Source organism: Pseudonocardia endophytica, from assembly GCF_004339565.1.
Lineage (GTDB): Bacteria > Actinomycetota > Actinomycetes > Mycobacteriales > Pseudonocardiaceae > Pseudonocardia > Pseudonocardia endophytica.
The window spans coordinates 1,840,498-1,864,788 of record NZ_SMFZ01000001.1 but is presented as its reverse complement, the minus strand read 5'-3'; the positions used below and the strand labels follow the sequence as shown (position 1 = coordinate 1,864,788).

The window sequence follows — 24,291 nt, the reverse complement described above, 5'->3', positions numbered from 1 at the left end:
GGATTGCGGCGAGCCAGACGGCACGGTCGCGTCCCTCCGCTCTCTATCCCACCGGTGGTTTGAAAATAGAGGAGCGGGACGGTCGTGGGCAAGGGCCCGGCGCACCGGTCCGCCCCTCGACGGCAGGTGCGGGGCAGGGTCTCCGATCACGCCGCCGTGGTCATGTCGACGTCACGTGTCTCGGGCCCGAGCCAGCCACCGACCGCCACGAGCGCTCCTCCGACGACGATCAGCACGACGGGTGCGAGCGCGTCGCCGACCAGGGCGGACAGCCCGCTGAGGTAGAACGCGTAGAACGCCGGGATGACCAGCGCCAGGCTGTAGCCGACGCCGTACCCGGTCGCACGGATGGACGCCGGGAAACGCTCGGTGATGTAGGCGGCGATCGGCCCGAACAGCGACAGGGAGAGGACCTGCACCGCGGTCGCCAGCACGCCGGCCAGGACCACGTCGTCGGCGTCGAGCGTGGTCAGGACGTAGAAGCAGGTCGAGGCCACCACGGCGGCGACGACTCCGAACCCGACGTAGAACGGCCTGCGCCCGAACCGCTGCGACAGCAGCGCACAGGCCAGGAAGCCCCCGATGCAGGCCAGCGGCGCGATCGTCATCACGACGCTGACGGCGCGGTCGTCGAGCCCCACGGACTTCTTCAGCGTCGCGGGCAGCACGGCCACGCCGACGTTGGTCAGCGTCCACGTCCCGGTCATCAGGACGAACACCTGGAGGAGGGCGCGGCGGTGCCGTCCGCGCAGCAGCTCGGCGAGCGGCGAGCTCGGGCGCTCGTCCGTGTCGAAGGCCGGGGCCTCCTCCACGTTGCGCCGGTAGTAGACGAACAGCCCCACGGCGAGCAGCGCGCCGAACAGGAACGGGATCCGCCAGCCCCATTGCACGTAGGCCGTGTCCAGGCCGCCCGAGGACATCGTGCTCAGCAGCAGCAGGGACAGGGCGGCGATCGACGCGGTGGCCGCCGGCGAGGTGGCCGTGATCAGGCCGCTGGCCAGCCCGCGCCGGTGTCGGGGACTCCACTCCATGGCCAGCGGTACGGCCGTGGAGTACTCGCCGCCGAGGAAGATCCCGGCGACGAAGCGGAGTCCGACCAGCAGCACGATCGCCGCCGTTCCGATGTGCTGGTGCCCCGGCAGCATCGCGATCAGGAACGTCGAGGCGCCGAACCCGGCGACGGCGACCATGGTGGTGATCCGCCGTCCCACCTTGTCCGCGTAGTGGCCGAAGATCGCCGAGCCGAGCGGCCGGGCGACCATCGTCGAGGCGAACACGGCGGCCGCCACGAGCGCGGACGCGGTCGGAGACATGTCCGCGGGCTGGAAGAAGATCATCGCGGGGGCGAGCGTCAGAATCGGCACGAAGATGTCGAACTGGTCGGCGTAGTAGCCGAAGATGCCGCCGCGTAGTGCCGCGCGGCCGGGGTCCCTGTGGGTGCCCGTCGTGGACGGGACGGGGCTGCTGGACGTCGTGGACATCGGTGTCCTCCTCGGGCCCCGCCGGGCGGGGCGTGTCAGCGCTGGGGGCGCAGGTCACCGCCCATCGCCTTGGTGAGCGCGCGGGCCGTGTCGCGCAGGAGCTCCGCGTTACCGCTGTCGGGATCGAGCGGGAGGAGCTGGCCGGTGGAGATCAGGGCGATGCTGGCGCAGATGCCGGACTCGTCGAAGACGGGAGCGGCCATCGCGTTCACCCCGAAGCCGTCCGAGCTGACCGCGACCCGGTCGGTTCCGGTCAGATCGTGCACCTCGCGGGCGAGGCCGGGACGGCGCTCGTCGGAGATGCTGCCGAGCAGGCGATCGACCCGGAGCTGGTCGGTCATGTGCGCCAGGAACACCCGCGCCTGCGCGCTGAGCAGCGCGAGCTGGGTGCCGACGCGCACGGTGACCAGGACGGTCCGGGTCGCGTCCTCCTCGACCCGGGACACGATCGGCCCGGTCGACCCCCACAGGCTGAGCACCGTGGTGAGCCCGGTGGACGTGCACAGCTCCCGCATGTAGGGCGGCGCGAGGTCGACCACCTTTCGCCGGCCGACCGCGAACGCCCCGAGCTGCAGGAGCAGGGCGCCGGGAACGAACGTCCCCGTCCGGGACCCGCGCTCCAGGAGCCCGGCCGACACCAGCGAGGTGCAGTACCGGTAGGTCGTCGTCCGGTTCATGTCGAGCCGCTCCGCCGCCTCTCCGGCCGTCAGCTCCGGGGTCTCCGGTCCGAACAGCCGCAGGATCTGGGCCGCGCGGTCGACGGCCTGGATCTCCGTGCCGCCGGACCGCATGTCGTCGTCCTTGTCGGGCATCGTCATCAACTCCGTTCGCCATGAGAACTCACGGTTCACCAAGTGAATTCTGCCCGACCCGGGTCCTCCGACGGCGAGGACCGTACGTTCACCATGTGAATCTCGTCAAGCTCGATGTGAACCGTCAACAGCTCGGCGGGTTCGGTACTGGCACAGACGTTCACATCGCGTATTGACAGTTCGCATCGCGACAGCGACAGTCGGATGGACACCGACGTCAGGAGGACGCATGGAACCGAGCCCCACCGTCGCCCGGATCCTGGACGGGATGGTGGACCTGCACTGTCATTCCGGTCCGGCCCCGTTCCCCCGCGAGTTCGACCACGTCGAGGCGGCCCGGGACGGCGGCCGGATCAACATGCGGGCCTACGTCGCCAAGTCGCACCACCACAACACGGTCATGGACCTCAAGGCGGCGCACCGCTCGCTCGCCGGCCTGCCCACGCAGGTGTACGGCGGGATCGTGCTGAACAACCAGGTCGGCGGCATCAACCCGTACGCGGTCGAGATGTGTCTGCGCATGGGCGGCAAGGTGGTCTGGTTCCCGACGTTCTCGTCGCGCCGCCACATCCGGTTCCAGGAGGAGGCACTGGCCGGCGGCTTCCCGCGCAGCACGGTCGAGCTGACGACGGTACCGGTGCTCATCCACGACGACGACGGCCGGCTGCGGCCCGAGGTCGCGCAGGTCGCCGACGTCGTCGCCGAGACGGGGACGATCCTCAACGGCGGTCATCTGCACCCGGACGACATGGCCGAGCTGTTCGCCGTCGGCGCAGAGCGCGGGGTGGAACGGATGGTGGCCAGCCACCCGAACTTCATCAGCGACCTGACCGTCGCGCAGGGCGTCGCGCTGGCCGAGCGGGGCGTGTTCATGGAGCACGAGGTCGGCATGTACCTGCCCGACGACCATCCGCACTTCGGTATCGAGGTGCTCCTGGAGTGGATCGAGGCGGTCGGGGTGGAGCGGACCGTGCTCGCCTCCGACCTGGGGCAGCTCGGCCGCACCCACCCCGCCGACGCGTTCGTCGAGGTCACCACGGCCCTGCTGGACCACGGCGTCGACGAGAAGGACGCCCGGCGGATGCTCGTCGACAACCCGACCTACCTGCTCGGCCTCGACTGAGGCCCCGACCGAGGAGGCACCCGTGTACGACCCGACCGACCCCCGGTCCGCGCTGGCACCGCAGGCCGCGTCCCGCACCGTCGCGCCGGACACCCCGATCGCGACCCCGACCTACGCCGAGTTCGACGGGCCGCCCGCCCACGACGACGAGAAGTCCGGCCGCACGTGGGCGGTGCGCGGGCAGAACTTCGTCCTGACCCGGTCCGTCCTGACCGCGGGCCAGGTGCTCGACCGCGACGACCCGGACCACGAGCACGTGGTCCTGCTCACCGACGCCGGCGCGCACGTCGCCGTCGAGGCCGCCGGTGAGAGCCGGGAGATCCGCGGGGTGGCCATGGTGGTCGTCCCGCCCGGCGCGTCGCTCGTCAGGGCCTGCGCGGACACCGAGGTGGTGCGGCTGTTCGACCACCGCACCACCGACGTCGCCGCGCTCGCGGTGAACGCGGCCGAGTACGTGCGGCCGCACGCCAGGGTCGCCACCCTGGAGCCGTGGCCCGCCCCGCCGGGCGGCGACCGGCTGCGGGTCTACCGGCCGGACGACGTCCCGGCCGAGCCTGGCCGGTTCGGCCGCATCTACCGCACCCGCTCGTTCATGGTCAACTTCCTGGATCCCTACGACGGGCCCCGGCCGCGGAACAAGCTCTCCCCGCACCACCACGACGACTTCCAGCAGTGCTCGCTGGCCGTGGGCGGCGAGTTCGAGCACCACATCCGCACGCCGTGGACTCCCGACATGGACCAGTGGCACCCGGACGAGCACCGCACCGTCGGCAGCCCGTCGGCGACGATCATCCCGCCGCCCACGGTGCACACGACCCGGGCCTGCGGACCCGGCCGCAACCAGCTGATCGACATCTTCAGCCCGCCGCGGACCGACTTCTCCGAGCGCGACGGCTGGGTCCTCAACGCGGCCGACTACCCGGCCCCGTGGGAGGTGACCCGGTGAAGCCCACCGGAGGGAAGGTCGGGACCTGGATCAAGCTGCCCGCGCTCGAGTCGGTGCAGATCGCGGCGTACGCCGGGTTCGCGTTCGTCGTCGTGGACACCGAGCACGCGCCGCTGGACGTGCGGACGGTCTACGAGCTGGTCACGGTCGCCGACGCGCTGGGGGTCGCGCCGCTCGTCCGGGTGCCGGACGGCAGGGCGTCGGGGATCCAGCGGCTGCTCGACGCCGGGGCCGCCGGTGTACTGGTCCCGCACGTCGACACCGTCGAACAGGCCCGCGACGTCGTGCGGGCGGTGCGGTTCCCGCCGGACGGTCGCCGCGGTGCGGGCGGGACCAGCCGGGCCGGGCGGTGGGGCCTGCTCGGGCTCGACGAGTACGTGGCCGACGGCGCCGGGGCACTGTGCGTTCCCCAGATCGAGAGCCGGGCCGCCGTCGACGCCGCCGGGGCGATCGCCGCGCTCGACGGGGTGGACGCGCTGTTCGTCGGTGCCGCCGACATCGGGCTGGACGTCGGGGCGGCACCGTCGTCACCCGAGGTGGCCGAGCTGTGCGGCAAGGTACTGGCCGCCGCCCACGAGGCGGGCACGCCGTGCGGCGCCGCCACCGGGACGGCGGCCGGTGCGGTCGGCCTGCTCGAGCAGGGGTTCGACTTCGTCGTGGCGAGCAACGACACGTCGATGCTGGCGGGCGCCGCCCGCACGCTCGTCGACACGGTCCGGGCGGGGGGTGTGCGGTGAGGCGCAGCGACGAGGTGGTGGTCAGCTGCGCGGTGACGGGCTCGATCCACACGCCGAGCATGTCGCCCGCGCTGCCGGTCACCCCGGAGGAGATCGCCGCCGACGCGCTGGCCGCCGCCGGGGCCGGTGCGGCCGTGCTGCACCTGCACGCGCGCGACCCGGGTGACGGCAGGCCCACGCCGGAACCGGCCGTCTACGAGCGGTTCCTGGCGCCGATCGCCGCGGGTTGCGACGCCGTCGTCAACATCACGACCGGCGGGTCGGTCCTGATGAGCCTGGACGACCGGCTGGCCGCCGCGCGCGCGTTCTCGCCGGAGCTGGCGTCGCTGAACATGGGCTCGATGAACTTCAACTTCGCCGGGGCGGCGGCGCGCATCGAGCACTGGCGGCACGACTGGGAGCGCGAGTACCTGCTCGGGTCGGTCGACCGGATCTTCTCCAACACGTTCACCCAGATCGAGACGATCCTGCGCGACCTGGGCGGGCGCGGAACCCGGTTCGAGTTCGAGTGCTACGACATCGGCCACCTGTACACGCTGGCGCACTTCGTGGAGCGTGGCCTGGTGAGGGCACCGTTCCTGGTCCAGGGCGTGTTCGGGATCCTCGGCGGGATCGGGGCCGACCTCGACCACGTGCACCACATGGTGCGCACGGCCGACCGGCTGTTCGGCGAGGACTACGTGTTCTCCGCGCTGGCCGCGGGCCGCCACCAGTTCGCGGTCGCGACGCAGTCCGCGCAGCTCGGCGGGCACGTCCGGGTCGGGCTGGAGGACAACCTCCACATCGGACGCGGACGGCTGGCCGGTAGCAACGCCGAGCAGGTCGAGAAGATCGTGCGGATCGTCGGCGAGATGGGGCGCACGCCGGCGACCCCGGCGCGGGCCAGGGAGCTGCTGGCGCTCAAGGGAGCCGGGGACACGCAGTTGCCCGGCCGGCAGGCGATGTCCGGTCCGGTCCGATGACCGGGCCCCACCCGGAGAAGGAGCGTCATGGCCGGTGACGGGATGCTCGCAGGCAAGGTCGTCCTGCTGGTCGGCGCCAGCAGCGGCATCGGAGCGGACGCCGCGCGGCTGTTCGCGGCCGAGGGCGCGACGCTGATGCTGGCCGCGCGCTCGGCGGACGCGCTCGCCGGGCTCACCGACGAGCTGACCGCGGCCGGCCACACCGCCGCCCACGTCGCGGGCGACGTGAGCGTCGCCGCCGACGTCGCGTCGTTCGTCGACGCCACGCTGGACCGCTTCGGCCGGCTCGACGGCGCGTTCAACAATGCGGGCGCCAACCAGCAGGGGCGGCTCGACGAGGTGTCCGAACAGGACTTCGACCGGGTGATGGCGGTGAACGTCAAGGGAACGTGGCTGTGCCTGCGCGAGCAGGTGCGGGCGATGCGGGCCTCCGGTGGGGCGATCGTCAACACGAGCAGCATCGGGGGCTACCGCGGCAACACCGGCCTCGGCGCCTACCAGGCGACCAAGCACGCGGTGATCGGCCTGACCCGCACCGCGGCCCACGACAACGGGCCGCTCGGCATCCGGGTCAACGCGATCGCCCCCGGCCCGACGGAGACGCCGATGCTGACGCACTGGCGCGCGTCGGACCCGGACGGCGTTGCCCGGCGGATCGCCGCGGTGCCGCTCCGGAAGGCGGGCACGACGACCGAGGTCGCCGAGGCCGCCCTGTGGCTGCTCAGCGACCGGGCCGGTCAGGTCAGCGGTGTCGTCCTGCCCGTCGACGGGGGGCTCACGGCCTGACCGTCAGGACGCGGGGTCGACGCCGGCGTAGGCGTGCGCGAACCAGCGCGCGAGGTGCGGGTCGTCGCGCAGGGCGGTGATCCACCCGTCGCGCAGGCCCCCGAGGAAGCCCGCGTCGTCCGGTGCGACGGACGGCGCGGACAGGATGCGCAGCAGCCAGTCCGAGAACGCCTGGGCCCGCCACACGACCGGCAGCCGCGTCTGCGAGTACGCGGCGAGGCGGGCGCCGTTCCCCGCGACGTGCTCGACGAGCCCGCGGGCCAGCTCGACCGCGTCCCCGATCGCGAGGTTCATGCCCTTCCCGCCGGCCGGTGTGATCAGGTGCGCGGCGTCGCCCGCGAGGAGGACCGGTCCGTGCCGCATCGGCGCGACCACCCGGGTGCGCAGGTCGAGCGTGCCGACCTCGGTGATCGCGACGTCGTCGAGCGCGCTGCCGACGTCGAGGCGGTCGGCGAGCTCGGCCCGGATCGCGTCGGCGGACCGGTCCCGCGCGCTCTCGCCGGGCCCGATCCCCAGGTAGTAGCGCGTCTCGTCGGGACCGCGGCGGAGCTGGGCGGCGAACCCGCGCGGATCGGCGGCGTACACGGTGTGCCCGACCGTGGGCGGCGCCGCGGCGGCCACGACGAGCCACCGCCCGGGAAGGTGTCGCTCGTGGACGGTCGCGTGGGCCGTGACCGCCGCCGCGACCCGGCTCCCGGCCCCGTCCGCGCCGACGAGGATCTCCGAGCGCACCGCGTGACGCGTCCCGTCCGGACCCGCGACGACGGTCGTCGCACCGTCGGCGTCGACCGCGACGTCGACGACCTCCCGTCCGAACCACGCCGGGACGCCTGCCTCGCCCGCCGCGTCGGCGAGCGCACGGACGAGCCGGTGCTGGGGGAGCAGCACATGCCCTCTACCGCCGGTCAGAGCGCCGTAGTCGATCGTCACCGCCGTGCCGGGAACGCGGAACTCGCACCGGTGGTTCTCGGCGTCCAGCGGCAGGATCGGCGCGCCCAGCCCCTCGCTCTCGAGCAGCCGCGCGATGCGGTGTTCCATCGCTCCGGCCTTCGGGGTCCGGCCCAGGGGCGCCGCGTCGGAGCGCTCGATCAGGAGCGCGGAAATCCCGTCGCGGTGCAGCAGCCACGCCAGCACGAGACCGGCCGGGCCGGCGCCGACGATCGCCACCGGCCACGATCCGGCCGGAGTCGTACGGGCCTCGGTCGGCATGCCGACGGACCGTACCCGCGTTCCGCGCACGTGACGTCGCGGCCGTCGTGCGGCAGGGTCGGAGCCGACCCGATCGCCCCACCACCCCCCGGAGACCCGCGACCGTGCCCACCGTTTCCACCATCCCGGCCAGCGACGTCGACCTCTACACCGAGCAGGCGCGGACCGACCCCTACCCGATCTACGACGAGTTGCGCGAGCTCGGCCCCGTCGTCCACCTGACGCGCGACGACCTGTACGCGCTCCCGCGTTACGACGAGGTCCGCGCCGCGCTGATGGACTGGAAGACGTTCACCTCGGCGCGCGGCGTGTTCGTCGACCCGGAGCTGAACCGCCAGCTCGAGGGCATCACGCTGTGCAGCGACCCGCCGGACCACACGATGATGCGCTCCGTGCTGGGGCGCCCGCTGCGCCAGGACCGGATGCGCGAGATCGCGCCGCGGATCGAGTCCGAGGCCGAGCGGATCGTCACCGAGCTCGTGGACCGGGGCCGGTTCGACGCGGCGACCGAGCTCGCCGAGCACCTCCCGATGGCCGTCGTGTCCGACCTGGTCGGGCTCCCGGACCGGGGCCGTCTCAAGATGCTGGAGTGGGCGGCGGCGATCTGGAACGTCCAGGGTCCCGCGAACGAGCGGTTCGCCGCGTCGATGCCCGCCGTCGACGAGTTCATGGCGTTCGCCACCCAGGAGGCGGTGCCGGGCAACATCGACCCGAACGGCTGGGCCGCGCACCTCTACCAGGCCGCCGACCGCGGCGAGATGCCCCACGACAAGTGCCCGGTGATGATGCTCGACTACGTCACGCCGAGCCTGGACACCACGATCCTGGCGATCACGAACACGATCCGGCTGTTCGCCGATCACCCCGACCAGTGGGACCTGCTGCGCGCCGACCGCTCGCTGATCCCGCACGCGATCAACGAGTCGCTGCGCATCGAGTCGCCGGTCCCGCAGTTCTCGCGGGTGCTGACCGAGGACCACGAGGTCGGCGGCGTCGCGCTGCCGGCCGGGACGCGCGTCGCGCTGCTCTACGGCGCAGCCAACCGCGATCACCGGCAGTATCCCGACCCGGCCCGGTTCGACATCACCCGCAAGCCGTCCGACCACCTCGCGTTCGGCCGCGGCGAGCACGTCTGCGTCGGGATGCACCTGGCGCGGCTGGAGATGACCGCGCTGCTGGAGCGGCTGGCCGACCGCGTGCGCCGGTTCGAGATCGTGGAGTCCACCCCGATGATCAACAACGGGCTGCGCGGGCTGGAGCGGCTCGAGGTCTCGGTGACGCGCGCCTGATCCCGGCCCGACGGGGGCTCAGCCGGCCGGGGCGGACTGCGGGGGCGTGATCGTCCGTCCGAACGTGCCGCGCCTGCCGAGCTCGACGATCTGCTCGTAGTCCAGCGGGTGCCCGGGCAGCGGGGCGGCACCCGTCCCGCGCAGGCCGTCCATCACGAGCGCGAACAGGCGCTCGAACACCATGGTGCCGTTCTCGTCGTCGGCAGGCGGGACGACCTGCGAGGCGAGCACGAGCGCCAGGATCGCGTCGCCGACGTCCACGTCCGGCCGGACCGAGCCGTCGGCCTGGGCGCGGTGCACCAGCCGTCGCAACACGGAAATCACCTCGGCCCGCTGCCCGGCGACGATGGGGGACTCCAGCACGGCGCGGTAGGTGCGCGTCGACACCGTGGACAGGACGAGTCCCAGGCGCAGGTCGAGGGCGGAGCGCAGCAGCGTGGTCAGGGCGGCCATCGGGTCCGGCTCGTCGCGCTCGACCCGCCGGGCCAGGTCGACGAGCCGGTCGACGTTGTCGTGGCTCACGGCCTCGATCAGCTGCTCACGGTCCGGGAAGCGGCGGTAGAGCGTCGCGACGCCGACGCCCGCGGCCCGCGCGACCTCCTCCATCGGCACGGCCGGGCCGACCCGGGCGAACAGGGCCCGTGCCGCCTCGATGATCTGCTCCCGGTTGCGGCGCGCGTCCGCCCGCAACGTGGGGCGTGCCTCGTCCATCGCACCTCCCGATCGGAAGATGTTCTCACGGGTACCGGGCGGAACGGACACCGCGCCCACAGCAAGTGGACGGAGATCCTCCACATGGATACCGTGGAAGTGGAGGAAGTTCGTCCACATAGTTGGGGGTGGTCCCGGTGACCGACACAGTGAGCGGCGCGGTGGCCGATGAGACGTACCCGGCCGTCCGGACCTGTCCGTTCGCCGAGCCCGAGCAGTACGGGCGTCAGCGGGAACAGGCGGCCGTGAGCCGGGTGCGGCTGCGCGGCGGTGACGAGGCGTGGTGGGTGAGCCGGCACGAGGAGGGGCGCGCGATCCTCACCGACCGGCGGTTCTCCTCCGACCGGCGCCTGCCCCGGTTCCCGCTGCCCGACGGCGACCCGGCCGTCCGCGAGCGCTTCCGCAACCAGCCGCCGTCGATGATCGGGATGGACGGTGCGGAACACTCCGCGGCGCGGCGGGCGGTGATCGGCGAGTTCACCGTCAAGCGGCTGGCCGCGCTGCGGCCCCGGATCGAGCAGATCGTGGACGGTTTCGTCGACGAGATGCTGGCCGCCGACGAGCACCCGGTCGACCTGGTGGCCGCGCTGTCGCTGCCGGTGCCGTCCCTGGTGATCTGCGAGATGCTCGGCGTCCCGTACGACGACCACGACTTCTTCCAGGTCCGCACGTCCGCGCTGATCCGGCGGACCACGCCGTCGGCGGACAAGCAGCGGGCGCTCGACGAGCTGCGCGGCTACCTGGCGGAGCTGATCACGCGCAAGGAGTCCGAGCCCGGCGACGACCTGTTCTCGCGGCAGATCGCGGCGCAGAAGGCCGAGGGGACGTTCGACCACGCCGCCATGGTCAGCCTCGCGTTCCTGCTGCTGGCCGCCGGGCACGAGACGACCGCGAACATGATCTCGCTGGGCGTCGTCGGGCTGCTGGAGCGTCCCGACCAGCTGGCGCTGCTCACGTCGGACCCGAGCCGGATCCCGCTGGCCGTCGAGGAGCTGCTGCGCTACTTCAGCATCGTCGGGACGGCCACCTCCCGGGTGGCGACCGAGGACGTCGAGATCGCGGGCGAGACGATCCGGGCCGGCGAGGGCGTGATCGTCTCCGGACTGGCCGTGAACCGCGACCCCCGCGTGTTCGACGAGCCGGACGCCCTGGACGTCGAACGCGGCGCCCGGCACCACATCGCGTTCGGGTTCGGCCCGCACCAGTGCCTCGGCCAGAACCTGGCGCGCCAGGAGCTCGAGGTCGTGTTCGGCACGCTGTTCCGCCGCATCCCCGGCCTGCGCCTGGCGGTGCCGGTGGACGAGGTCGACTTCAAGGACGACGCCGCCATCTACGGCGCGTGGAGGCTGCCGGTCACCTGGTGAGAGGTCAGCCCGCGCGCATCTCGATGTTGATCTGCTCGGCGTCGAGCGTCTCCAGGGCGGCGCTCAGCGCGGCGGCGTCGAACCGGCCCTCCGCCCTCGCCGCGACGAGCGACTCCCGCTGGGCGCGGATCATCTCCAGACGGAGGTCGCTCATCGCCGTGGGGTCGGGGGTCCCGGCCTTCTCCGCGGAGCGTTCCAGGAACTCCGCCGCCCACGGCTGGGTCGGGTGACGCTTCAGGACCTCGATGGCGACGGCCCGCATCCGGCTCTGGAGCTCGTCCCGCTCGGCCGCCGCCGCCTCCGGATCGGGGCCCGCCGGCTTCACCCGGTGGACGACCCAGGCCAGCGTCGACCCCTGGAACAGCAGCGACGCCGCCGCGACCAGGAACGCGACGACGACCAGCAACGAGCGCTGCGGCGCGTCCTCGGGCAGCGTCTGCGCCGCGGCGAGCGTGACCGCGCCCCGCATCCCCGCCCAGACGATCACCGCGCCCTCGCGCGCGCCCAGCGGCTCGGCGAGCAGGTAGTCGATGTCGGCCATCCGCCGTCGGAGCCGGGAGCGGAACCGGTCGACGTTCTCCGGCTCGATGTCCCGGGACCGGCCGCGGTAGGAGATCACGCCGCTGTCCAGCGCCTGGTCGGTGAGCTGCAGCTCGGACCGCTCGGACGTCTTCCGACGGGAGAGCCTGCGCTGCAGGGCGAGCAGCGGAGCCGTGTAGGCGGCGCGGACGACGAGCGTCAGTACCAGCGCGAGCGCGGCCAGCGCCACGCCCTGCCCGACCGACCCGCCGTCGGCGTGCAGGTCGCCCAGCACCGTCGGCAGCTGCAGGCCCATGATCAGGAAGATCGCACCCTCCAGCAGCGTCTCCATCGTCCGCCAGTTCTGCCGGTCGGAGAGCCGGTCCTGCGGCGAGAGGTGACGGATGGCGCCCTGCCCGGTGAGCAGCCCGGCGACGACGGCGGCGACCAGCCCCGACCCGCCCAGCGCCTCGGCCGGGAGCGACGCCGCGAACGGCAGCGCGTAGGAGATCACCGTCCCGACCCGCGCGGCGCTCACCCGGGCGCGGACGCGCAGCCCGACCCACCCGACGGCCAGCCCGACGGCGACGGCCACCGCGACGGCCAGCGCGAAGTCGCCCAGCACGCCGCCGATCGACACCGAGGCCGCCGTCGCGGCGATCGCGGCCCGCAGCACGACGAGCGCCGTGGCGTCGTTGAGCATGCTCTCGCCGTCGAGCACCGTGGTGACCCGCGCCGAGACGCCGACCCGCTTCACGATCCCGGTCGCGACGGCGTCGGTCGGGCTCAGGATCGCGCCCAGCGCGAACCCCGCGGCCAGCCCGAGGCCGGGGACGACGGCCGCCAGCACGACCCCGATCACGGCCGTCGACGCCACGACGAGCAGGACCGACAGCCCGCTGATCGCGCCGAACTCGCGGCGGAAGTTCATCGTCGGCATCGACACGGCCGAGGAGAACAGCAGCGGTGGCACGATCCCGGCGAGCACCCACTCCGGGTCCACCTCGACCACCGGCACCCCGGGCAGCTGGCTCACCACGAGCCCGACGACCACGAGCAGCAGCGGCGCCGCCACACCGACGCGTTCGGACAGGGCCGACGCCCCGGCGACCGCGAGCATCCCCAGCAGTCCGATGACCAGGATCTCCACGGCGGCACGCTAACCGCGCGGACCGGTCCCCGCGCGGCTCGTCGCCCGGAGGCGATCGCCGTGCGGGACCCTTCCCGCCCGGCGTCGGACACCGCGCCCGACCAGCGCGTCGGCGACCCGGGTCGCTTCCCGGGATCCGATCGTCGGTGGTCGGGCGTCCCCGGGGGGAGGCCTCAGCCGGACCGGTCGGGCCCCGCCCGGTCGATCGTGATCCGCAGGACCACCCGCCGCTCCCGCTGCATGGCGGCGCGGTAGTCGTCCCAGTCGGGGTGCTCGCCGGACACCCTGCGGTAGTAGTCCTCCAGCAGGCCCATCGCGTCCGGCAGCTCGACGATCTCGGCCGTGCCCTCGACCTGGACCCACCGTCCGAAGAACCCGTCGGCCAGCACGCACAGCCACGCCCTCGGGTCCCGTCGCAGGTTGAGGGTCTTCACGGCGGTCTCGCGGGTGCTGACGAGCAGGCGGCCGTCGTCGTCCACGGCGACGGCGACGGGTGACATCTGCGGGCCGCCGTCGCGACGGGTGGTGGCCAGCACGGCGTGCGGCTGCTCGCGCACGACGGCGCGAGCCTCGTCGAGATCCATGGGTCGCTCCCCGGGTTCGGTGGTGGTCGGCACCTCCGATGATCCCGCTGCGCGGTCACGGACCGCACGCCTGCCGTCGTCATCGCCCGAACGCCCACGCCGTCATCAGCGGGAACTCCCGGTACCAGAAGTCGTCGCCGTGCGATCCGGGCCGTTCCCGCAGGACGACGTCGGCGCCCGCATCCCGCAGGGCGGTGGCCCACCGGGTCGCGTTGTCCCGGAAGAACGGCTCGTCCGTCCCGGCCACGAGGTACGTGCGCGGCAGCCGAGCCGGAAGCGTCGCGGGAGGGCGGTAACCCGCGCCGGGCGACGCGCAGAGCACGGCGCCGAAGACGTCGGGATGCCGCAGCCCCAGCGCGAGCGCGAGCTCCCCGCCTGCCGAGACCCCGAACACCGCGGTGCGCGCTGCGGGCGGGGCCACCCCGAACCGCGACGACGTCCACCGGCCGACGTCCTCCACGAGCAGCCGCTCGTGCGCCGCGAACCGGGCCGGGTCGAAACCCGGCGAGTACTCGTGGAGCCGCGCCGTCTCGTCGTCGACCCGATGGACACCGACGATCATCGTCGACGTCCGGCCCGCGGACTCGAGGGCGGCGGCCCACCGTCGGGTCGCCTGGCCGTCGCCGCCGACGACGACGCCGTCCGGTGGATCGGGCGGGACGTAGGCCGTGACCGACCGTCCGCCGTCGACGTCGATCGTCTCGGTGACCAGCTCGCCCGCGAGGGGGCCTGCGTCGTCGTCCATCGTCCGTCCGATCCTGGTGTGACTTGACGGACGCTTGCGGTGCCGCCCGACCGCGCGGCAAGCAGCCGGTCAGCGCCCCGCGTCACCGTCGCCGCCATGACGCACACACTCGACACCACCCGTCGTACCCGGATCGGACTGGCCCTGCTCGGGCGCGAACCGGTGCCGGAGATGGCCGAGCAGGCCCGGCGAGCGGCGGGCATCGGCGTGGACGTGGTCCTGCTGCCCGACCACATCGGCCTGACCGCGCCGCTGGTGCCGTTGGCCGCCGTCGCGGCTGCGGCACCGGCGGTCCGGGTGGGGACGCTCGTGCTGAACACGCCGCTCTACACGCCCGCGGTGCTCGCACGGGACCTGGCCGCCGTCGACTCGGCGACCGGCGGGCGGCTGGAGATCGGCCTCGGAGCCGGCTACGGCGACGCCGACTTCACAGCCGCCGGCCTCCCCGTCCCGACGCCCGCGGCGCGGGTGGACCGGGTCGCCGAGACCGCGACGGCCGTCCGGCGCCTGTTGTCCGGCCCGGACCACCTCCCGCGTCCCGTGCAGAGCCCGCCGCCGATCATGATCGCGGGCGTCGGTGACCGGATGCTCGGTGTCGCCGCCCGGCACGCCGACATCGCCGCGTTCCCGAGCTGGGGGACCCACGAGCACCTCGCCGACCGCGTCCGGTTCCTCCGCCGCGAGGCAGGGGACCGCATCGCCGAGATCGAGCTCGCGTTCAGCTTCCTGCACACCGGTCTCGACGACCCGGAGGACCTGTCCGTCATGCGGTTCCTCGTGCCCGACAGGTCCGACGACGACCTGCGGCGGATGGCCGCCTACCTGCCGGGGCCGGTCGACGCCGCGGCCGACCGGATCCGGTCCCTGCGCGAGGAACTGGGCATCACGTACGTCACGTTCAACCTGATGCCGGGCGTGACATGGGCCGGCCTGGAGAAGCTGATCGCGGCCGTGACATGAGCTGTCTCGGGAGCCGACCGTCTCGGTCGGCGGCGTGATGCGGTGGTCGGCCAGCCGAGGACGGACGCCGCCGACCTACTCCTCGACGCGCCCGTCGAGGAGCAGGTCCAGCCGGTCGGGGTCGGCGAGCACGTCGATCTCGACGATCCGGTCGTCCCGGACGACGACCGTGAGCAGCGAGAACGGGCGTCCCTGCGCGACGGTGAGGTAGCCGGGAGCCCCGTTGACGACGACCGGCCGCGCGAGACGGGCGAGTCCGCTGAACCGGGTCACCCGCCCGGCGACCGCCTCGGCGCCCCGCACGACCTCCGACGGGCCCCACGGACCGTCGCCCGTGTCGGCCCGCAGCACCACGTCCCCGTCGAGCACGGCCATCAGCCGGGCGAGATCGCCGTCACGTGCCGCGGCCAGGAACGCCTCCGCCATCGCGCGCTGCCGTCCGGGGTCGACGTTCGACACCGGAGGGTTCGCACGGACGCGGTTCCGGGCGCGGCTGGCGAGCTGTTTCGCGGCGGCCGGCGAGCGGTCGAGCATCGGGCCGATCTGGGCGAACGGCACGCCGAACAGGTCGTGCAGGACGAACGCGAGGCGCTCCGACGGCGAGAGCGTGTCCAGGACGACGAGCAGGGCGAGCGCCACCGAGTCGGCGAGCACCGCCTGGTGTTCCGGGTCGTCCCGGTCGACCGCGCTCACGACCGGGTCCGGCAGGTGGATCTCCCACGGCTCCTCGCGCCGCGACGCCCTGGCGCGCAACATGTCCAGGCAGATGCGCGACAGGACGGTGGTGAGCCAGCCCGCCGGGTTCCGGACGGCGCCGGTGTCCGACCCCGCGAACCGCAGCCAGGTCTCCTGCACCGCGTCGTCGGCGTCGGCCACCGACCCCAGCATCCGGTAGGCGATCGCCCGCAACCGGCCGCGGTGCGCCTCGAAGCCCGCCGCCCGGTCCGCGGTGTCGCCCTCGCTCGCGTCGATGCCCATCGTTACCTTTCGCCCGCGCCGTCCGTCACCGCTATGACGATCCGCAGCAGGCCGACGTCACACCACCGTCGAGACCGGAGGAAACCATGACCACGAACGTCCCGCCCCGGGCCACCACCATGAGGATGCAGGGAGTCGCCAACGCCGTCGTGCACACGCTGCTCCGCACGCCGCTGCTGTGCCGGGTCGTCGGCCGCCGGCTGGTCGAGCTGGAGATCGTGGGCCGCACCTCGGGGAGGCGCTTCGACGTGCCGGTGGCGTACACCCGGCAGGGCGAGGTCCTGCTGATCGGGACGCCGTTCACGTGGGGTCGCAACCTGCGGACCGGCACGCCGGTCGTCGTCCGCCTGATGGGCAGGCGGCGCACGGCCGACGTGCAGGTGATCACCGACGAGGCGGGTGTCGTCGCGGCGTACGCGGACATGTCGCGTGACAACCACAACTTCGCCGCCTTCAACAAGATCGGTCTCGACCAGCAGGGCGAGCCGGATCCCGCCGACCTCGCGAAGGCGTGGGCCGCCGGCGCCCGCGCGTTCCGCCTCACGCCGCGCGGGGACGCTCCGCCCTCGCTCACGGACGCGTGAGCCCGGCGGCTCCGACTGCACGACCCTGCCGGTGGCGTCGTCGCCCACCTCCTGCCACCGCTCGTCGGTCACCCGGGTCGGCGGGTCACGGTCGTCCGTCCTGTTCGGAGCCGGTGGTCACCACCGTGTCCAGCGCGGCCGCGCCGTCCGTCCACACCACGAGCGGGTTCACCTCCGCGGACACCACCTCCGGGTGCTCGACGGCGAACTCCGACAGCCGCACCAGGGCCGTGGCCAGCGCACCGATGTCGGCCGCGGGACGTCCGCGGGAGCCGGTGAGCAGGGCGGATCCCCGCAGCTCGTCGATCATCGCGCGGGCGCCGTCGTCGTCCACGGGGGCGAGGCGGGTCACCGTGTCGCCGAGCGTCTCGACGTACACCCCACCGAGGCCGAGCAGCACGACCGGGCCGAACACCGGATCCCTGCTCACGCCGACGATCGTCTCGACGCCACCGGCCCGCGCCATCGGCGAGACGGCCACCCCGGTGACGTGCGCGTCCGGGTGGGACCGGCGAACCGACGTCGTGACCTGGTCGAACGCCGCCCGCACCTGGTCCGCCGTCTCCAGGGCGAGTGCGACCCCGCCCGCGTCGGAGAAGTGCTCGACGTCGGGGGAGACCGCCTTCACCACCACCGGGTACCCGAGACGCCCGGCCGCGGCGACGGCGTCGTCGGCCGATCCGGCGGTCTCGATCGGGAGGACCGGGATCCCGGCGTTCGCGAGCACGGATCGCGCGGTGGGCTGGTCGAACGGCCCGCGCAGGACCGTGGTCGGAAGGGTGACCGCGGACGGAGGCGGCACGGGCCGCGCGAACGCCTCGGCGAACCCGGCGAGGGCCGCGACGGCGCGCACCACCCGGTCCGGGTCCTCGAACACCAGGCAGCCCGCCCGCTCGAACGCGGCCACCGTCTCCGGCTCGGCGATCATGCAGATCGCGACGGTCTCGCCCGCCCGGTACGCGAGCGCGTCGGTCATCGCGGACAGCACGGCGGCGGCCGTGTCCGCGTTGAGCAGCACCGTCGTGAAGAACGCGACCAGCGTGTCGTACGTGCGCCGGGAGAAGATCGTCTCGACGGCCGCGGTCAGCACGTCGGTCCGCTGCAGGATGTTCGCGGTGGTGTCGACGGGGTTCGCGACGGTCGCGTACGGCAGCAGCGCCGTCACCCGTTCCCTCGCCGCCTCCGGGAGCTCCGGAAGCTCGAGACCGTAGCGGTCCGCGGCGTCGCAGATCTGCGCTCCGACCCCGCCGGACACCGTCACGACGCCGAGCCGGCGCCCCGGAGCGGGTATCCCGCGGGAACACGCGTAGACGACGTCGAGCTGCTCCTCGATCGTGCGGGCCCGGTGGGCGCCGTACTCGGCGAGCACCCGGTCGAACACCGCGTCCGAGCCGGTGAACGCACCGGTGTGCGACGCGGCCGCGCGTCCCCCGGCCCGCGAGGACCCGGTGCGCAGCACGACGACCGGCGTGCGCGTCCGGTGCGCGGCCCGCAGCGCGTCGACGAACCGCGCGCCGTCGGAGACACCCTCCACGTAGGCGAGGATCACCGAGACGTCGTCGCGCTCGGCCATCCAGCGGATGCCCTCGGCGACGTCGATGTCGGCCTCGTTGCCGGTGGTGAGCCAGTACCGCACGCCGAGGCCGCGCACGCCGGCCAGGTGCAGGACGTGCCCGCCGTAGGCGCCGCTCTGGCTGACCACCCCGACCGGGCCCGGCGTCGGGAGCCCGCGGACGAACGTCGCGGAGAACGACGCGCAGAGGCGGCTCGCGGAGTTCACCGCGCCCAGGCAGTTCGGCCCGAGCAGCCGCATCCCCGCCCGCCGGGCGGCGTCCGCCATCCGTCGCTGCACCGCCGCGCCCGCGGCGCCGGTCTCGGCGAACCCGGCCGAGGTCACGACGGCGACCCGGACACCCGCCACGGCACACTCGACGACCGCCGCCTCGACCGCGTCGGCCGGGACGATCACGACCGCGAGGTCAGGGACCTCGGGCAGCGCGGCCACCGACGGGAACGACGGAAGCCCCTGGACCGTGTCGCGCCGCGGGTTCACCGGGTGGACCGTGCCGTCGAACCCGCTCCCGGTCAGCAGCGCCAGCACCCGCCCGGCGAGCTTGTTCCGGTCGTCGGAGGCGCCCACCACGGCGACGGACCGTGCATCGAACAGGGCGTCGAGCCCGGGAGCGACCGGTCCGCCGACCGGAACCTGATCTGCGGTGCGGCGGTCCGTCACGATCGGACGTTAGGTCACGGCCGAGCGGGGGGTCAACGGACCGGCCGTCCCGCCTCCGACGTGCCGGTGAACGACACGGTGCCGCGCCATGTCGTCGTGCGCGACGAGCCGCTGCCACGCCTGCCCGGCGGCACGATCGCCGAGCCGGCGTTCCGCGCCGAGCACCCGGACCTGCCGTCGACGCACGAGAAGATGCGGTGATCCGGACGGCGCACGACCACCGACCGGCAGGTCGCGCGGGGTCACGCGGTGAGACCCCGATGCAGCATTGCCCCGGACGTCGCGCGGTCGAACGATAGGAGGCGCAGCGACTCTGCACGAGTGCGAGATGGGCGGGTGCGGCCGGTGACGTGGACGACGGATGACACCGGAGCCGAGGCGGGACCGTCGGAAGCGGTCGACGAGCGGGCCGTTCCGCGACCGCGCCGCGCACCGGAGGAGACCCGGGCCGGACCACCGGTCGACGCCGGTGCCCGCGGCGCGGACCTCCACGAACGGGGTGAGTACCGGCGCGCCAGGACCGTGCACGAGAACCTGCTGGACAGTCGCCGTCGGCGCCACGGGCACGACCATCCGGACACGCTCGCCGCCGCGACCGGTCTCGCCATGGATCTCCTCCGCCTGGACGAGAACGAGGCGGCACGGGCACTCGTCGAGGACACGCTGGCGCGGCAACGGCACGTACTCGGCGACGACCACCCCGACACGCTCGTCTCGACGATCAGCCTGGCGATCGTGCTGCGGCGGCTGGGCGATCACCGCCGGGCTCGCCGGATCGGGCGGTGGGTGGACGACCAGCGCCACGCACGCAGCCCGCAGTGACGGAGCCGCCGATCCCGTCGACGCCGGACATCACCCTCCACCTCGCGACGATCGCTTTCGCGTACGCCTACGAATGGAGTCGCGGCGGCCAGGAGTGGAGGTGACGGCGAACCGGAGCGAGCCGGCTTCCGAACCAGGAGTAAACCACTCCATCGTGTGAAGAAATGACCGCCGACCCACGCTTCTTCGGGCGAATTCATGGGCGAGAAACGCGCGGAAACGCGCTTGTCATGATCGATCACGCACGATTCGGCGGTGCGCGACGAAGATCGTGTCGCGCGCTGATCGGCCCTCGTCGCGGCGAGGGCGCGTCAGAACGCAAGGAGTGGTGTATGTCGAGGAAGCTTGCTGTCCGGGCCGGACGGCTCACTGCGGGTGCCGTGGTTGCCGTCGCGGTGACGGGCCTCGGTGGCGGCGTCGCCTTCGCCGACGAGGAGCCGCCGGACGGCGTCATCCAGCAGGTCGGTGGAACCGTCAGCGGCATCGAGGAGTCGACGGGCGTCGCCGACATCAGCGACCAGCTCGGAGACGCCACCGGCCTCACGGACATCGAGAACCAGCTCGGAGTCACCAAGGCCGAGGAGGGGCTCGGCCTCGGCTGACCCATCCGGAACCGTCGGGCCGGGACACCACGGTGTCCCGGCCCGACGTCGTGACGCGGGTGGACGTCGCACGATGCCGCTGCGGACGAAGGCCGGCCCTGTCGGCCTGACGTGACGGCGGGCCGCCGCCGCGCCTCGAAGCGACGGGGCCGAGCGCGCATTTCCGGATCTGCGCAATTCGACGTGGATACCGTGATTAATTCGTCCTTACTGCCGGAACCGGTCGACCGGAGGTTCAGGTCGCGTCGGGGTCGATCGGCGGACGCTCGGCCGGGGCCGTGGGCGTCAGCGGGCCGCGGCCGCTCGGCGGTGCCGGCTCGTCGTCCGGGAACAGCGTGCGGGTGATCGCCCTGCGCGGGTTGAGGTCACGCAGACCACGAAGGTCGTCGAGCGGCTGCCGGATCTGGTCGAACTCCGGGCCGAGCTCGTCACGCAGGTGGTCCCGGGTGCCGGTGGCGTAGTCGCGCACCTGCTTGACCGCGTTGCCGAGCCAGCGGGCGGCGTCCGGGAGTCGTTCGGGCCCGAGGACGAACAGGCCCGCGACGACGAGCACGAGGATCTCGGCCCAGCCGACGTTCTCGAACATGGCATGCGCTCCGCTCTCGTCCGGGCGGTCAGGGGAGCCGGCTCGGTGTGGTGTCGATGTCGGAGGGGGCGTCCGGGTCGGTCTCGGCGTCGCGGCGGACCCGCCGTCGGTCGGTGAAGCGGGCGACCTGGATGGCGAGCTCGAACAGCGCCGTCAGGGCGAGGGCCAGCGCCATCATCGAGATCGGGTCCTGACCGGGTGTCGCGATCGCGGCGAACACGAACAGCCCGAAGATCAGACCGCGACGGGCCTTGCGCAGGGCCGCGTAGGACACCACCCCGGCCAGGTTCAGCGCCACGACGAGCAGCGGGAGCTCGAAGCTGACCCCGAAGATGACCAGAAGGGCGATCACGAAGCCGAAGTAGGACTCGCCGGTCAGTGCCGTCGTCTGGATCTCGCTGCCGATCGTCAGCAGGAAACCCAGACCCTGGGCGACCACGAAGTACGCGAGGACGGCGCCCGCGGCGAACAACACGGCGGCGATCGAGGCGAACCCCATCGCGTAGCGACGCTCGTTGCGGCGCAGCCCGGGTGTGACGAAACCCCAGATCTGGTACATCCAGACCGGGCAGGCGAGCACGATGCCCGCGGTCGCCCCGACCTTGAGGCGGAGCATGAACTGGTCGAACGGGCCGGTGCCGAGCAGCGTGCACGCCCTCGGGTCGGCGGTGATCACCGCACGGGCGGAGGGCGGCAGCTCGCAGTAGGGCGCTTTGAGCAGCTCGCCCAGACTCGGGAGGCCGAACAGGGCCGTCTCGAACCAGATGTACCCGAACACCGTGGTCACGACGATCGCGACGATCGCGATACCGAGCCGGTTGCGCAGCTCGTAGAGGTGGCCGATCAGGGCCATCTCTCCCTGCGGATTGGACCGTCGGCGTGACCGCGGTGCCCGGAGAGCCATCTCAGGCGGCGGGACGTTCGGTGACCGGTGCCGCGGCCGGCGCCGGCGCGGCCTCGACCTGAGCAGGGGCGGCAGGCTCGGCCTGCTCAGGCTGCTCGGTCTTCTCCTCGTCGTCGCGCAGGCCCTTCATCTCGCCCTTGAACACGCGGGCGGACTGGCCGACGGAGCGGGCCATCTGCGGCAGCTTCTTCGCACCGAACAGCAGGACGAGCACGCCGATCACGATCAGCCAGTGCGTGGGGCTCATGGCGCCCATGGGTCGTCTCCTTCCGGGGTGGGGGACGGACGACGAAGCGGGTGGGTGACCGGTGCCGGCCACCCACCCGTCGTCGACGTCAGCCGCTGGCGGCCGATGCGTTGATCTCGCCGTTCACGCCCGCCGGGAAGAACCCGCCGGAGGTGACCGACTTCGGGCTGAGGTATGCGATGTTGAGGACCTGGCCCGCCGAGCGCGAGAACGCGATCGAGTTCGCGTCGGTCGGCACGATGTTGGCGTCGCCGTTGTCGTCGACGATGCCCTGGTCCAGGTCGTCCGGCCCGTCCAGCGAGTCGCGCGCGTCGGAGATCTTGCCGACGGTCTCGGCGACGCTGCCGTCCTTGTCGCTGGCCAGCAGCACGGTCCGGACGAGGCCTGCGTGGTAGGCCTCGACGGCCAGGATGCCGGCCGCGGCCTCCAGGAACGTCTTGTTCGACACCAGCGGCGACGCGCCCTTGTAGGCCGTGACCCCGACGTCCTCGAAGATGAACGCGCCCAGCAGGAAGCTGGTCTCGTCGGCGAACGGGTCGAACGTCTCGCCCTGCTTGATCACGCCGGCGGCGGTGGCGGCGGCGGTGAACGCGGCCTCCAGGTCGATCGCCGGGCGGGCGACCTTCGCGTCGCCGAGCGCCTTGCGCAGGAAGTCGACGTGGGCGTTCTCGTCGGCCGCGATCTCTTTGGCGTATTGGGCACCGAGCTTGGTCGAGAACTCGACCTTCCGGCCGCCGGTGACCTCGCCGGGGGTGCCGGATCCGTCGATCTGGCTGTCCTTGAGGCCCTCACCGGTGAGCGCGCGCAGGTAGAACTCCGCCTCCAGGTACTCCAGGTTGAGTGCGAAGTTCAGGACGGCGGCGTCCGACGGCCCGCCACCACCCTCTGCGGCGCCGTCACCGGCGTAGGCGATGCCGCTGCCGAGCACGCCCAGGCCGGCGACACCGACACCGGTCAGGCCTGCGGCGCGCAGGAACCGACGGCGGTCCATCGGGTTCTCTGCGCTGCGGTCGATCGAGTTCCTGATGAACTGCTTGTTGAAACCTTCGAACACGAGTGTCTCCTCGTGCGGGGCTCGCGGGTGCCGACCGGGGTCTGGGGTCAGGCGTGTACGGGGAGCGAGCCGGGGGAGCAGGGACAGCGCTTGATGTCCCTCGACAGGTCTAACGACACGCGCCGAGTGGGGGTACGCCCCCGGATGTGAAACAACCCGGTCAGGTGGCCGGGTGAACCGATCAGACCAGGTGTGCGAACACCACGGTGTTGTCGCGGTAGTTACCCGTCGCGGCGTCGAAGCTGCCGCTGCAGGTGATCACCCGCAGCTCGGCACGGTCCGTGATGCCGTACACGCTGCGTGATGGGAACTCGTCCTTCGGAAATCTGCTGACGGAGTCGACGAGAAATGTCGCGACGGTGCCGTCGGAGCGGTTCACGTCGATTCGGTCGCCGGATTTCACGCGGCCCAGATCGAAGAACACCGACGGGCCGTTCTCCTTGGAGTCGATGTGCCCGAGAATCACGGCGGGCCCGATCGTCCCGGGTTCGGCCGAGTCGCGGTACCAGGCGGCCTCGTCGTAGAGCGGGCCCGGCGCCGGGACCTGGAGCGTGCCGTCCGGGTTCAGCCCGACCTGGTTGAGCACCGAGCGGACGCCGATCGACGGGATGGCGACCGACGTCGGCGTCGCGGCGGGGAGGATCTTTCCCGCCGGGACCGGGAGATCGGCGGGACCGTTCACGACGACCGGTGGCGCCGGCACCGTCGAGGTAACCGGCTCCGGCGCGGACCTCTGCCCGAGAACGGCCGTGACCAGCAGGACCAGCCCGGCGACGGCGAGCAGTGCCGCGACCACCGTCGCGACCCTGCGGTGCCGGGGCGGAGTGGACGTGCCGTTCATCGGGCCGTCCTTCCCACGAGATGGAGACGGTCCCGCCCGCCGGGAATCCGGCGGGCGGGAAC

The 24,291-nt window shown here is 72.9% G+C and carries 26 protein-coding genes; 12 read left to right on the top strand and 14 right to left on the bottom strand.

All coding sequences use genetic code 11. The annotated features are described in order from the left end of the window. Positions 1-146 precede the first annotated feature (146 nt). Together EV378_RS08305 and EV378_RS08300 are read right to left on the bottom strand one after the other, a co-directional pair. Positions 147-1,481, bottom strand: coding sequence for an MFS transporter (locus EV378_RS08305; RefSeq protein ID WP_132422352.1), 1,335 nt, complete (start codon positions 1,479-1,481; stop codon positions 147-149). A gap of 35 nt (positions 1,482-1,516) precedes the next feature. Beyond that, positions 1,517-2,293 carry an IclR family transcriptional regulator gene (locus tag EV378_RS08300; RefSeq protein ID WP_243653347.1) on the bottom strand — a complete coding sequence of 259 codons (777 nt, stop codon included), beginning with the start codon at positions 2,291-2,293 and terminating at the stop codon, positions 1,517-1,519. A 229-nt stretch (positions 2,294-2,522) separates the two neighbouring features. Between EV378_RS08300 and EV378_RS08295 the strand changes: the two genes are divergently transcribed. Genes EV378_RS08295 through EV378_RS08275 form a run of 5 tightly spaced genes read left to right on the top strand, consistent with a single transcriptional unit; the run spans position 2,523 to position 6,847 of the window. After that, positions 2,523-3,416 (top strand): DUF6282 family protein, encoded by an 894-nt coding sequence (locus tag EV378_RS08295; RefSeq protein WP_132422348.1) that lies wholly within the window; start codon positions 2,523-2,525, stop codon positions 3,414-3,416. A 22-nt stretch (positions 3,417-3,438) separates the two neighbouring features. Next, the gene (locus EV378_RS08290) at positions 3,439-4,362 is read left to right on the top strand and encodes a cupin domain-containing protein (protein WP_132422346.1); all 924 of its coding nucleotides are present in this window, start codon (positions 3,439-3,441) and stop codon (positions 4,360-4,362) included. Next, a complete protein-coding gene (locus EV378_RS08285) occupies positions 4,359-5,099 on the top strand; it encodes an HpcH/HpaI aldolase family protein (RefSeq protein ID WP_207908609.1) in 741 nt (246 codons plus the stop codon). Before EV378_RS08290 ends, EV378_RS08285 begins: the two co-directional genes overlap by 4 nt. Continuing rightward, complete coding sequence (gene kce, locus EV378_RS08280; RefSeq protein ID WP_132422342.1) at positions 5,096-6,061, top strand: 3,5-dioxohexanoate:acetyl-CoA acetone transferase; 966 nt, start codon at positions 5,096-5,098, stop codon at positions 6,059-6,061. Before EV378_RS08285 ends, kce begins: the two co-directional genes overlap by 4 nt. A gap of 27 nt (positions 6,062-6,088) precedes the next feature. After that, on the top strand, positions 6,089-6,847 hold the full coding sequence (locus EV378_RS08275; RefSeq protein ID WP_132422340.1) for an SDR family NAD(P)-dependent oxidoreductase: 759 nt from the start codon (positions 6,089-6,091) through the stop codon (positions 6,845-6,847). Between the two features lie 3 nt (positions 6,848-6,850). On the opposite strand, the gene EV378_RS08270 is transcribed toward EV378_RS08275, so the two are convergent. Then, entirely contained in the window at positions 6,851-8,056 is a 1,206-nt protein-coding gene (locus tag EV378_RS08270; RefSeq protein ID WP_132422338.1) for an FAD-dependent monooxygenase, read from the bottom strand. Between the two features lie 104 nt (positions 8,057-8,160). Between EV378_RS08270 and EV378_RS08265 the strand changes: the two genes are divergently transcribed. Next, positions 8,161-9,345 carry a cytochrome P450 gene (locus EV378_RS08265; RefSeq protein ID WP_207908608.1) on the top strand — a complete coding sequence of 395 codons (1,185 nt, stop codon included), beginning with the start codon at positions 8,161-8,163 and terminating at the stop codon, positions 9,343-9,345. A gap of 18 nt (positions 9,346-9,363) precedes the next feature. On the opposite strand, the gene EV378_RS08260 is transcribed toward EV378_RS08265, so the two are convergent. After that, positions 9,364-10,056 carry a TetR/AcrR family transcriptional regulator gene (locus EV378_RS08260; protein ID WP_132422334.1) on the bottom strand — a complete coding sequence of 231 codons (693 nt, stop codon included), beginning with the start codon at positions 10,054-10,056 and terminating at the stop codon, positions 9,364-9,366. A gap of 137 nt (positions 10,057-10,193) precedes the next feature. Between EV378_RS08260 and EV378_RS08255 the strand changes: the two genes are divergently transcribed. Continuing rightward, positions 10,194-11,420, top strand: a complete 1,227-nt coding sequence (locus EV378_RS08255) for a cytochrome P450 (RefSeq protein WP_243653346.1) — start codon at positions 10,194-10,196, stop codon at positions 11,418-11,420. Positions 11,421-11,424: 4 nt separating this feature from the next. On the opposite strand, the gene EV378_RS08250 is transcribed toward EV378_RS08255, so the two are convergent. The 3 genes from EV378_RS08250 to EV378_RS08240 form a co-directional block, all read right to left on the bottom strand. Next, positions 11,425-13,089 carry a cation:proton antiporter gene (locus tag EV378_RS08250; RefSeq protein ID WP_132422332.1) on the bottom strand — a complete coding sequence of 555 codons (1,665 nt, stop codon included), beginning with the start codon at positions 13,087-13,089 and terminating at the stop codon, positions 11,425-11,427. A 173-nt stretch (positions 13,090-13,262) separates the two neighbouring features. Further along, on the bottom strand, positions 13,263-13,673 hold the full coding sequence (locus tag EV378_RS08245; protein WP_132422330.1) for a PPOX class F420-dependent oxidoreductase: 411 nt from the start codon (positions 13,671-13,673) through the stop codon (positions 13,263-13,265). 79 nt (positions 13,674-13,752) lie between these two features. After that, positions 13,753-14,418 carry an alpha/beta hydrolase gene (locus EV378_RS08240; RefSeq protein WP_132422328.1) on the bottom strand — a complete coding sequence of 222 codons (666 nt, stop codon included), beginning with the start codon at positions 14,416-14,418 and terminating at the stop codon, positions 13,753-13,755. Positions 14,419-14,514: 96 nt separating this feature from the next. On the opposite strand from EV378_RS08240, the gene EV378_RS08235 reads away from it, so the two are divergent. Next, on the top strand, positions 14,515-15,378 hold the full coding sequence (locus EV378_RS08235; RefSeq protein ID WP_132422326.1) for a TIGR03621 family F420-dependent LLM class oxidoreductase: 864 nt from the start codon (positions 14,515-14,517) through the stop codon (positions 15,376-15,378). A gap of 75 nt (positions 15,379-15,453) precedes the next feature. On the opposite strand, the gene EV378_RS08230 is transcribed toward EV378_RS08235, so the two are convergent. Next, a complete protein-coding gene (locus tag EV378_RS08230) occupies positions 15,454-16,356 on the bottom strand; it encodes a sigma-70 family RNA polymerase sigma factor (protein ID WP_132422324.1) in 903 nt (300 codons plus the stop codon). 86 nt (positions 16,357-16,442) lie between these two features. Between EV378_RS08230 and EV378_RS08225 the strand changes: the two genes are divergently transcribed. Continuing rightward, positions 16,443-16,940 (top strand): hypothetical protein, encoded by a 498-nt coding sequence (locus EV378_RS08225; RefSeq protein WP_207908607.1) that lies wholly within the window; start codon positions 16,443-16,445, stop codon positions 16,938-16,940. A gap of 85 nt (positions 16,941-17,025) precedes the next feature. Here the strand turns inward: EV378_RS08225 and EV378_RS08220 are convergent, their stop codons facing one another. Next, positions 17,026-19,173, bottom strand: a complete 2,148-nt coding sequence (locus EV378_RS08220; RefSeq protein WP_132422322.1) for an acetate--CoA ligase family protein — start codon at positions 19,171-19,173, stop codon at positions 17,026-17,028. Positions 19,174-19,239: 66 nt separating this feature from the next. On the opposite strand from EV378_RS08220, the gene EV378_RS36715 reads away from it, so the two are divergent. The 3 genes from EV378_RS36715 to EV378_RS08210 all read left to right on the top strand — a co-directional run bounded on the left by EV378_RS36715 (position 19,240) and on the right by EV378_RS08210 (position 20,597). Continuing rightward, a complete protein-coding gene (locus tag EV378_RS36715; protein WP_279389602.1) occupies positions 19,240-19,374 on the top strand; it encodes a hypothetical protein in 135 nt (44 codons plus the stop codon). A 144-nt stretch (positions 19,375-19,518) separates the two neighbouring features. Next, the gene (locus EV378_RS08215; protein WP_165922191.1) at positions 19,519-19,995 is read left to right on the top strand and encodes a tetratricopeptide repeat protein; all 477 of its coding nucleotides are present in this window, start codon (positions 19,519-19,521) and stop codon (positions 19,993-19,995) included. 164 nt (positions 19,996-20,159) lie between these two features. Further along, positions 20,160-20,597 carry a hypothetical protein gene (locus tag EV378_RS08210; protein ID WP_132422318.1) on the top strand — a complete coding sequence of 146 codons (438 nt, stop codon included), beginning with the start codon at positions 20,160-20,162 and terminating at the stop codon, positions 20,595-20,597. 235 nt (positions 20,598-20,832) lie between these two features. Here EV378_RS08210 and tatB read toward each other — a convergent pair whose 3' ends face one another. The 5 genes from tatB to EV378_RS08185 form a co-directional block, all read right to left on the bottom strand. Continuing rightward, positions 20,833-21,183, bottom strand: a complete 351-nt coding sequence (tatB, locus tag EV378_RS08205; RefSeq protein ID WP_132422316.1) for a Sec-independent protein translocase protein TatB — start codon at positions 21,181-21,183, stop codon at positions 20,833-20,835. A 28-nt stretch (positions 21,184-21,211) separates the two neighbouring features. Further along, positions 21,212-22,036 (bottom strand): twin-arginine translocase subunit TatC, encoded by an 825-nt coding sequence (gene tatC / locus EV378_RS08200; RefSeq protein WP_243653345.1) that lies wholly within the window; start codon positions 22,034-22,036, stop codon positions 21,212-21,214. A gap of 52 nt (positions 22,037-22,088) precedes the next feature. After that, positions 22,089-22,343 (bottom strand): Sec-independent protein translocase subunit TatA, encoded by a 255-nt coding sequence (gene tatA / locus EV378_RS08195; RefSeq protein WP_132422312.1) that lies wholly within the window; start codon positions 22,341-22,343, stop codon positions 22,089-22,091. 79 nt (positions 22,344-22,422) lie between these two features. Then, positions 22,423-23,325 (bottom strand): ferritin-like domain-containing protein, encoded by a 903-nt coding sequence (locus EV378_RS08190; RefSeq protein WP_132427601.1) that lies wholly within the window; start codon positions 23,323-23,325, stop codon positions 22,423-22,425. A gap of 244 nt (positions 23,326-23,569) precedes the next feature. Next, the gene (locus EV378_RS08185) at positions 23,570-24,229 is read right to left on the bottom strand and encodes a class F sortase (RefSeq protein WP_132422310.1); all 660 of its coding nucleotides are present in this window, start codon (positions 24,227-24,229) and stop codon (positions 23,570-23,572) included. Positions 24,230-24,291 lie beyond the last annotated feature (62 nt).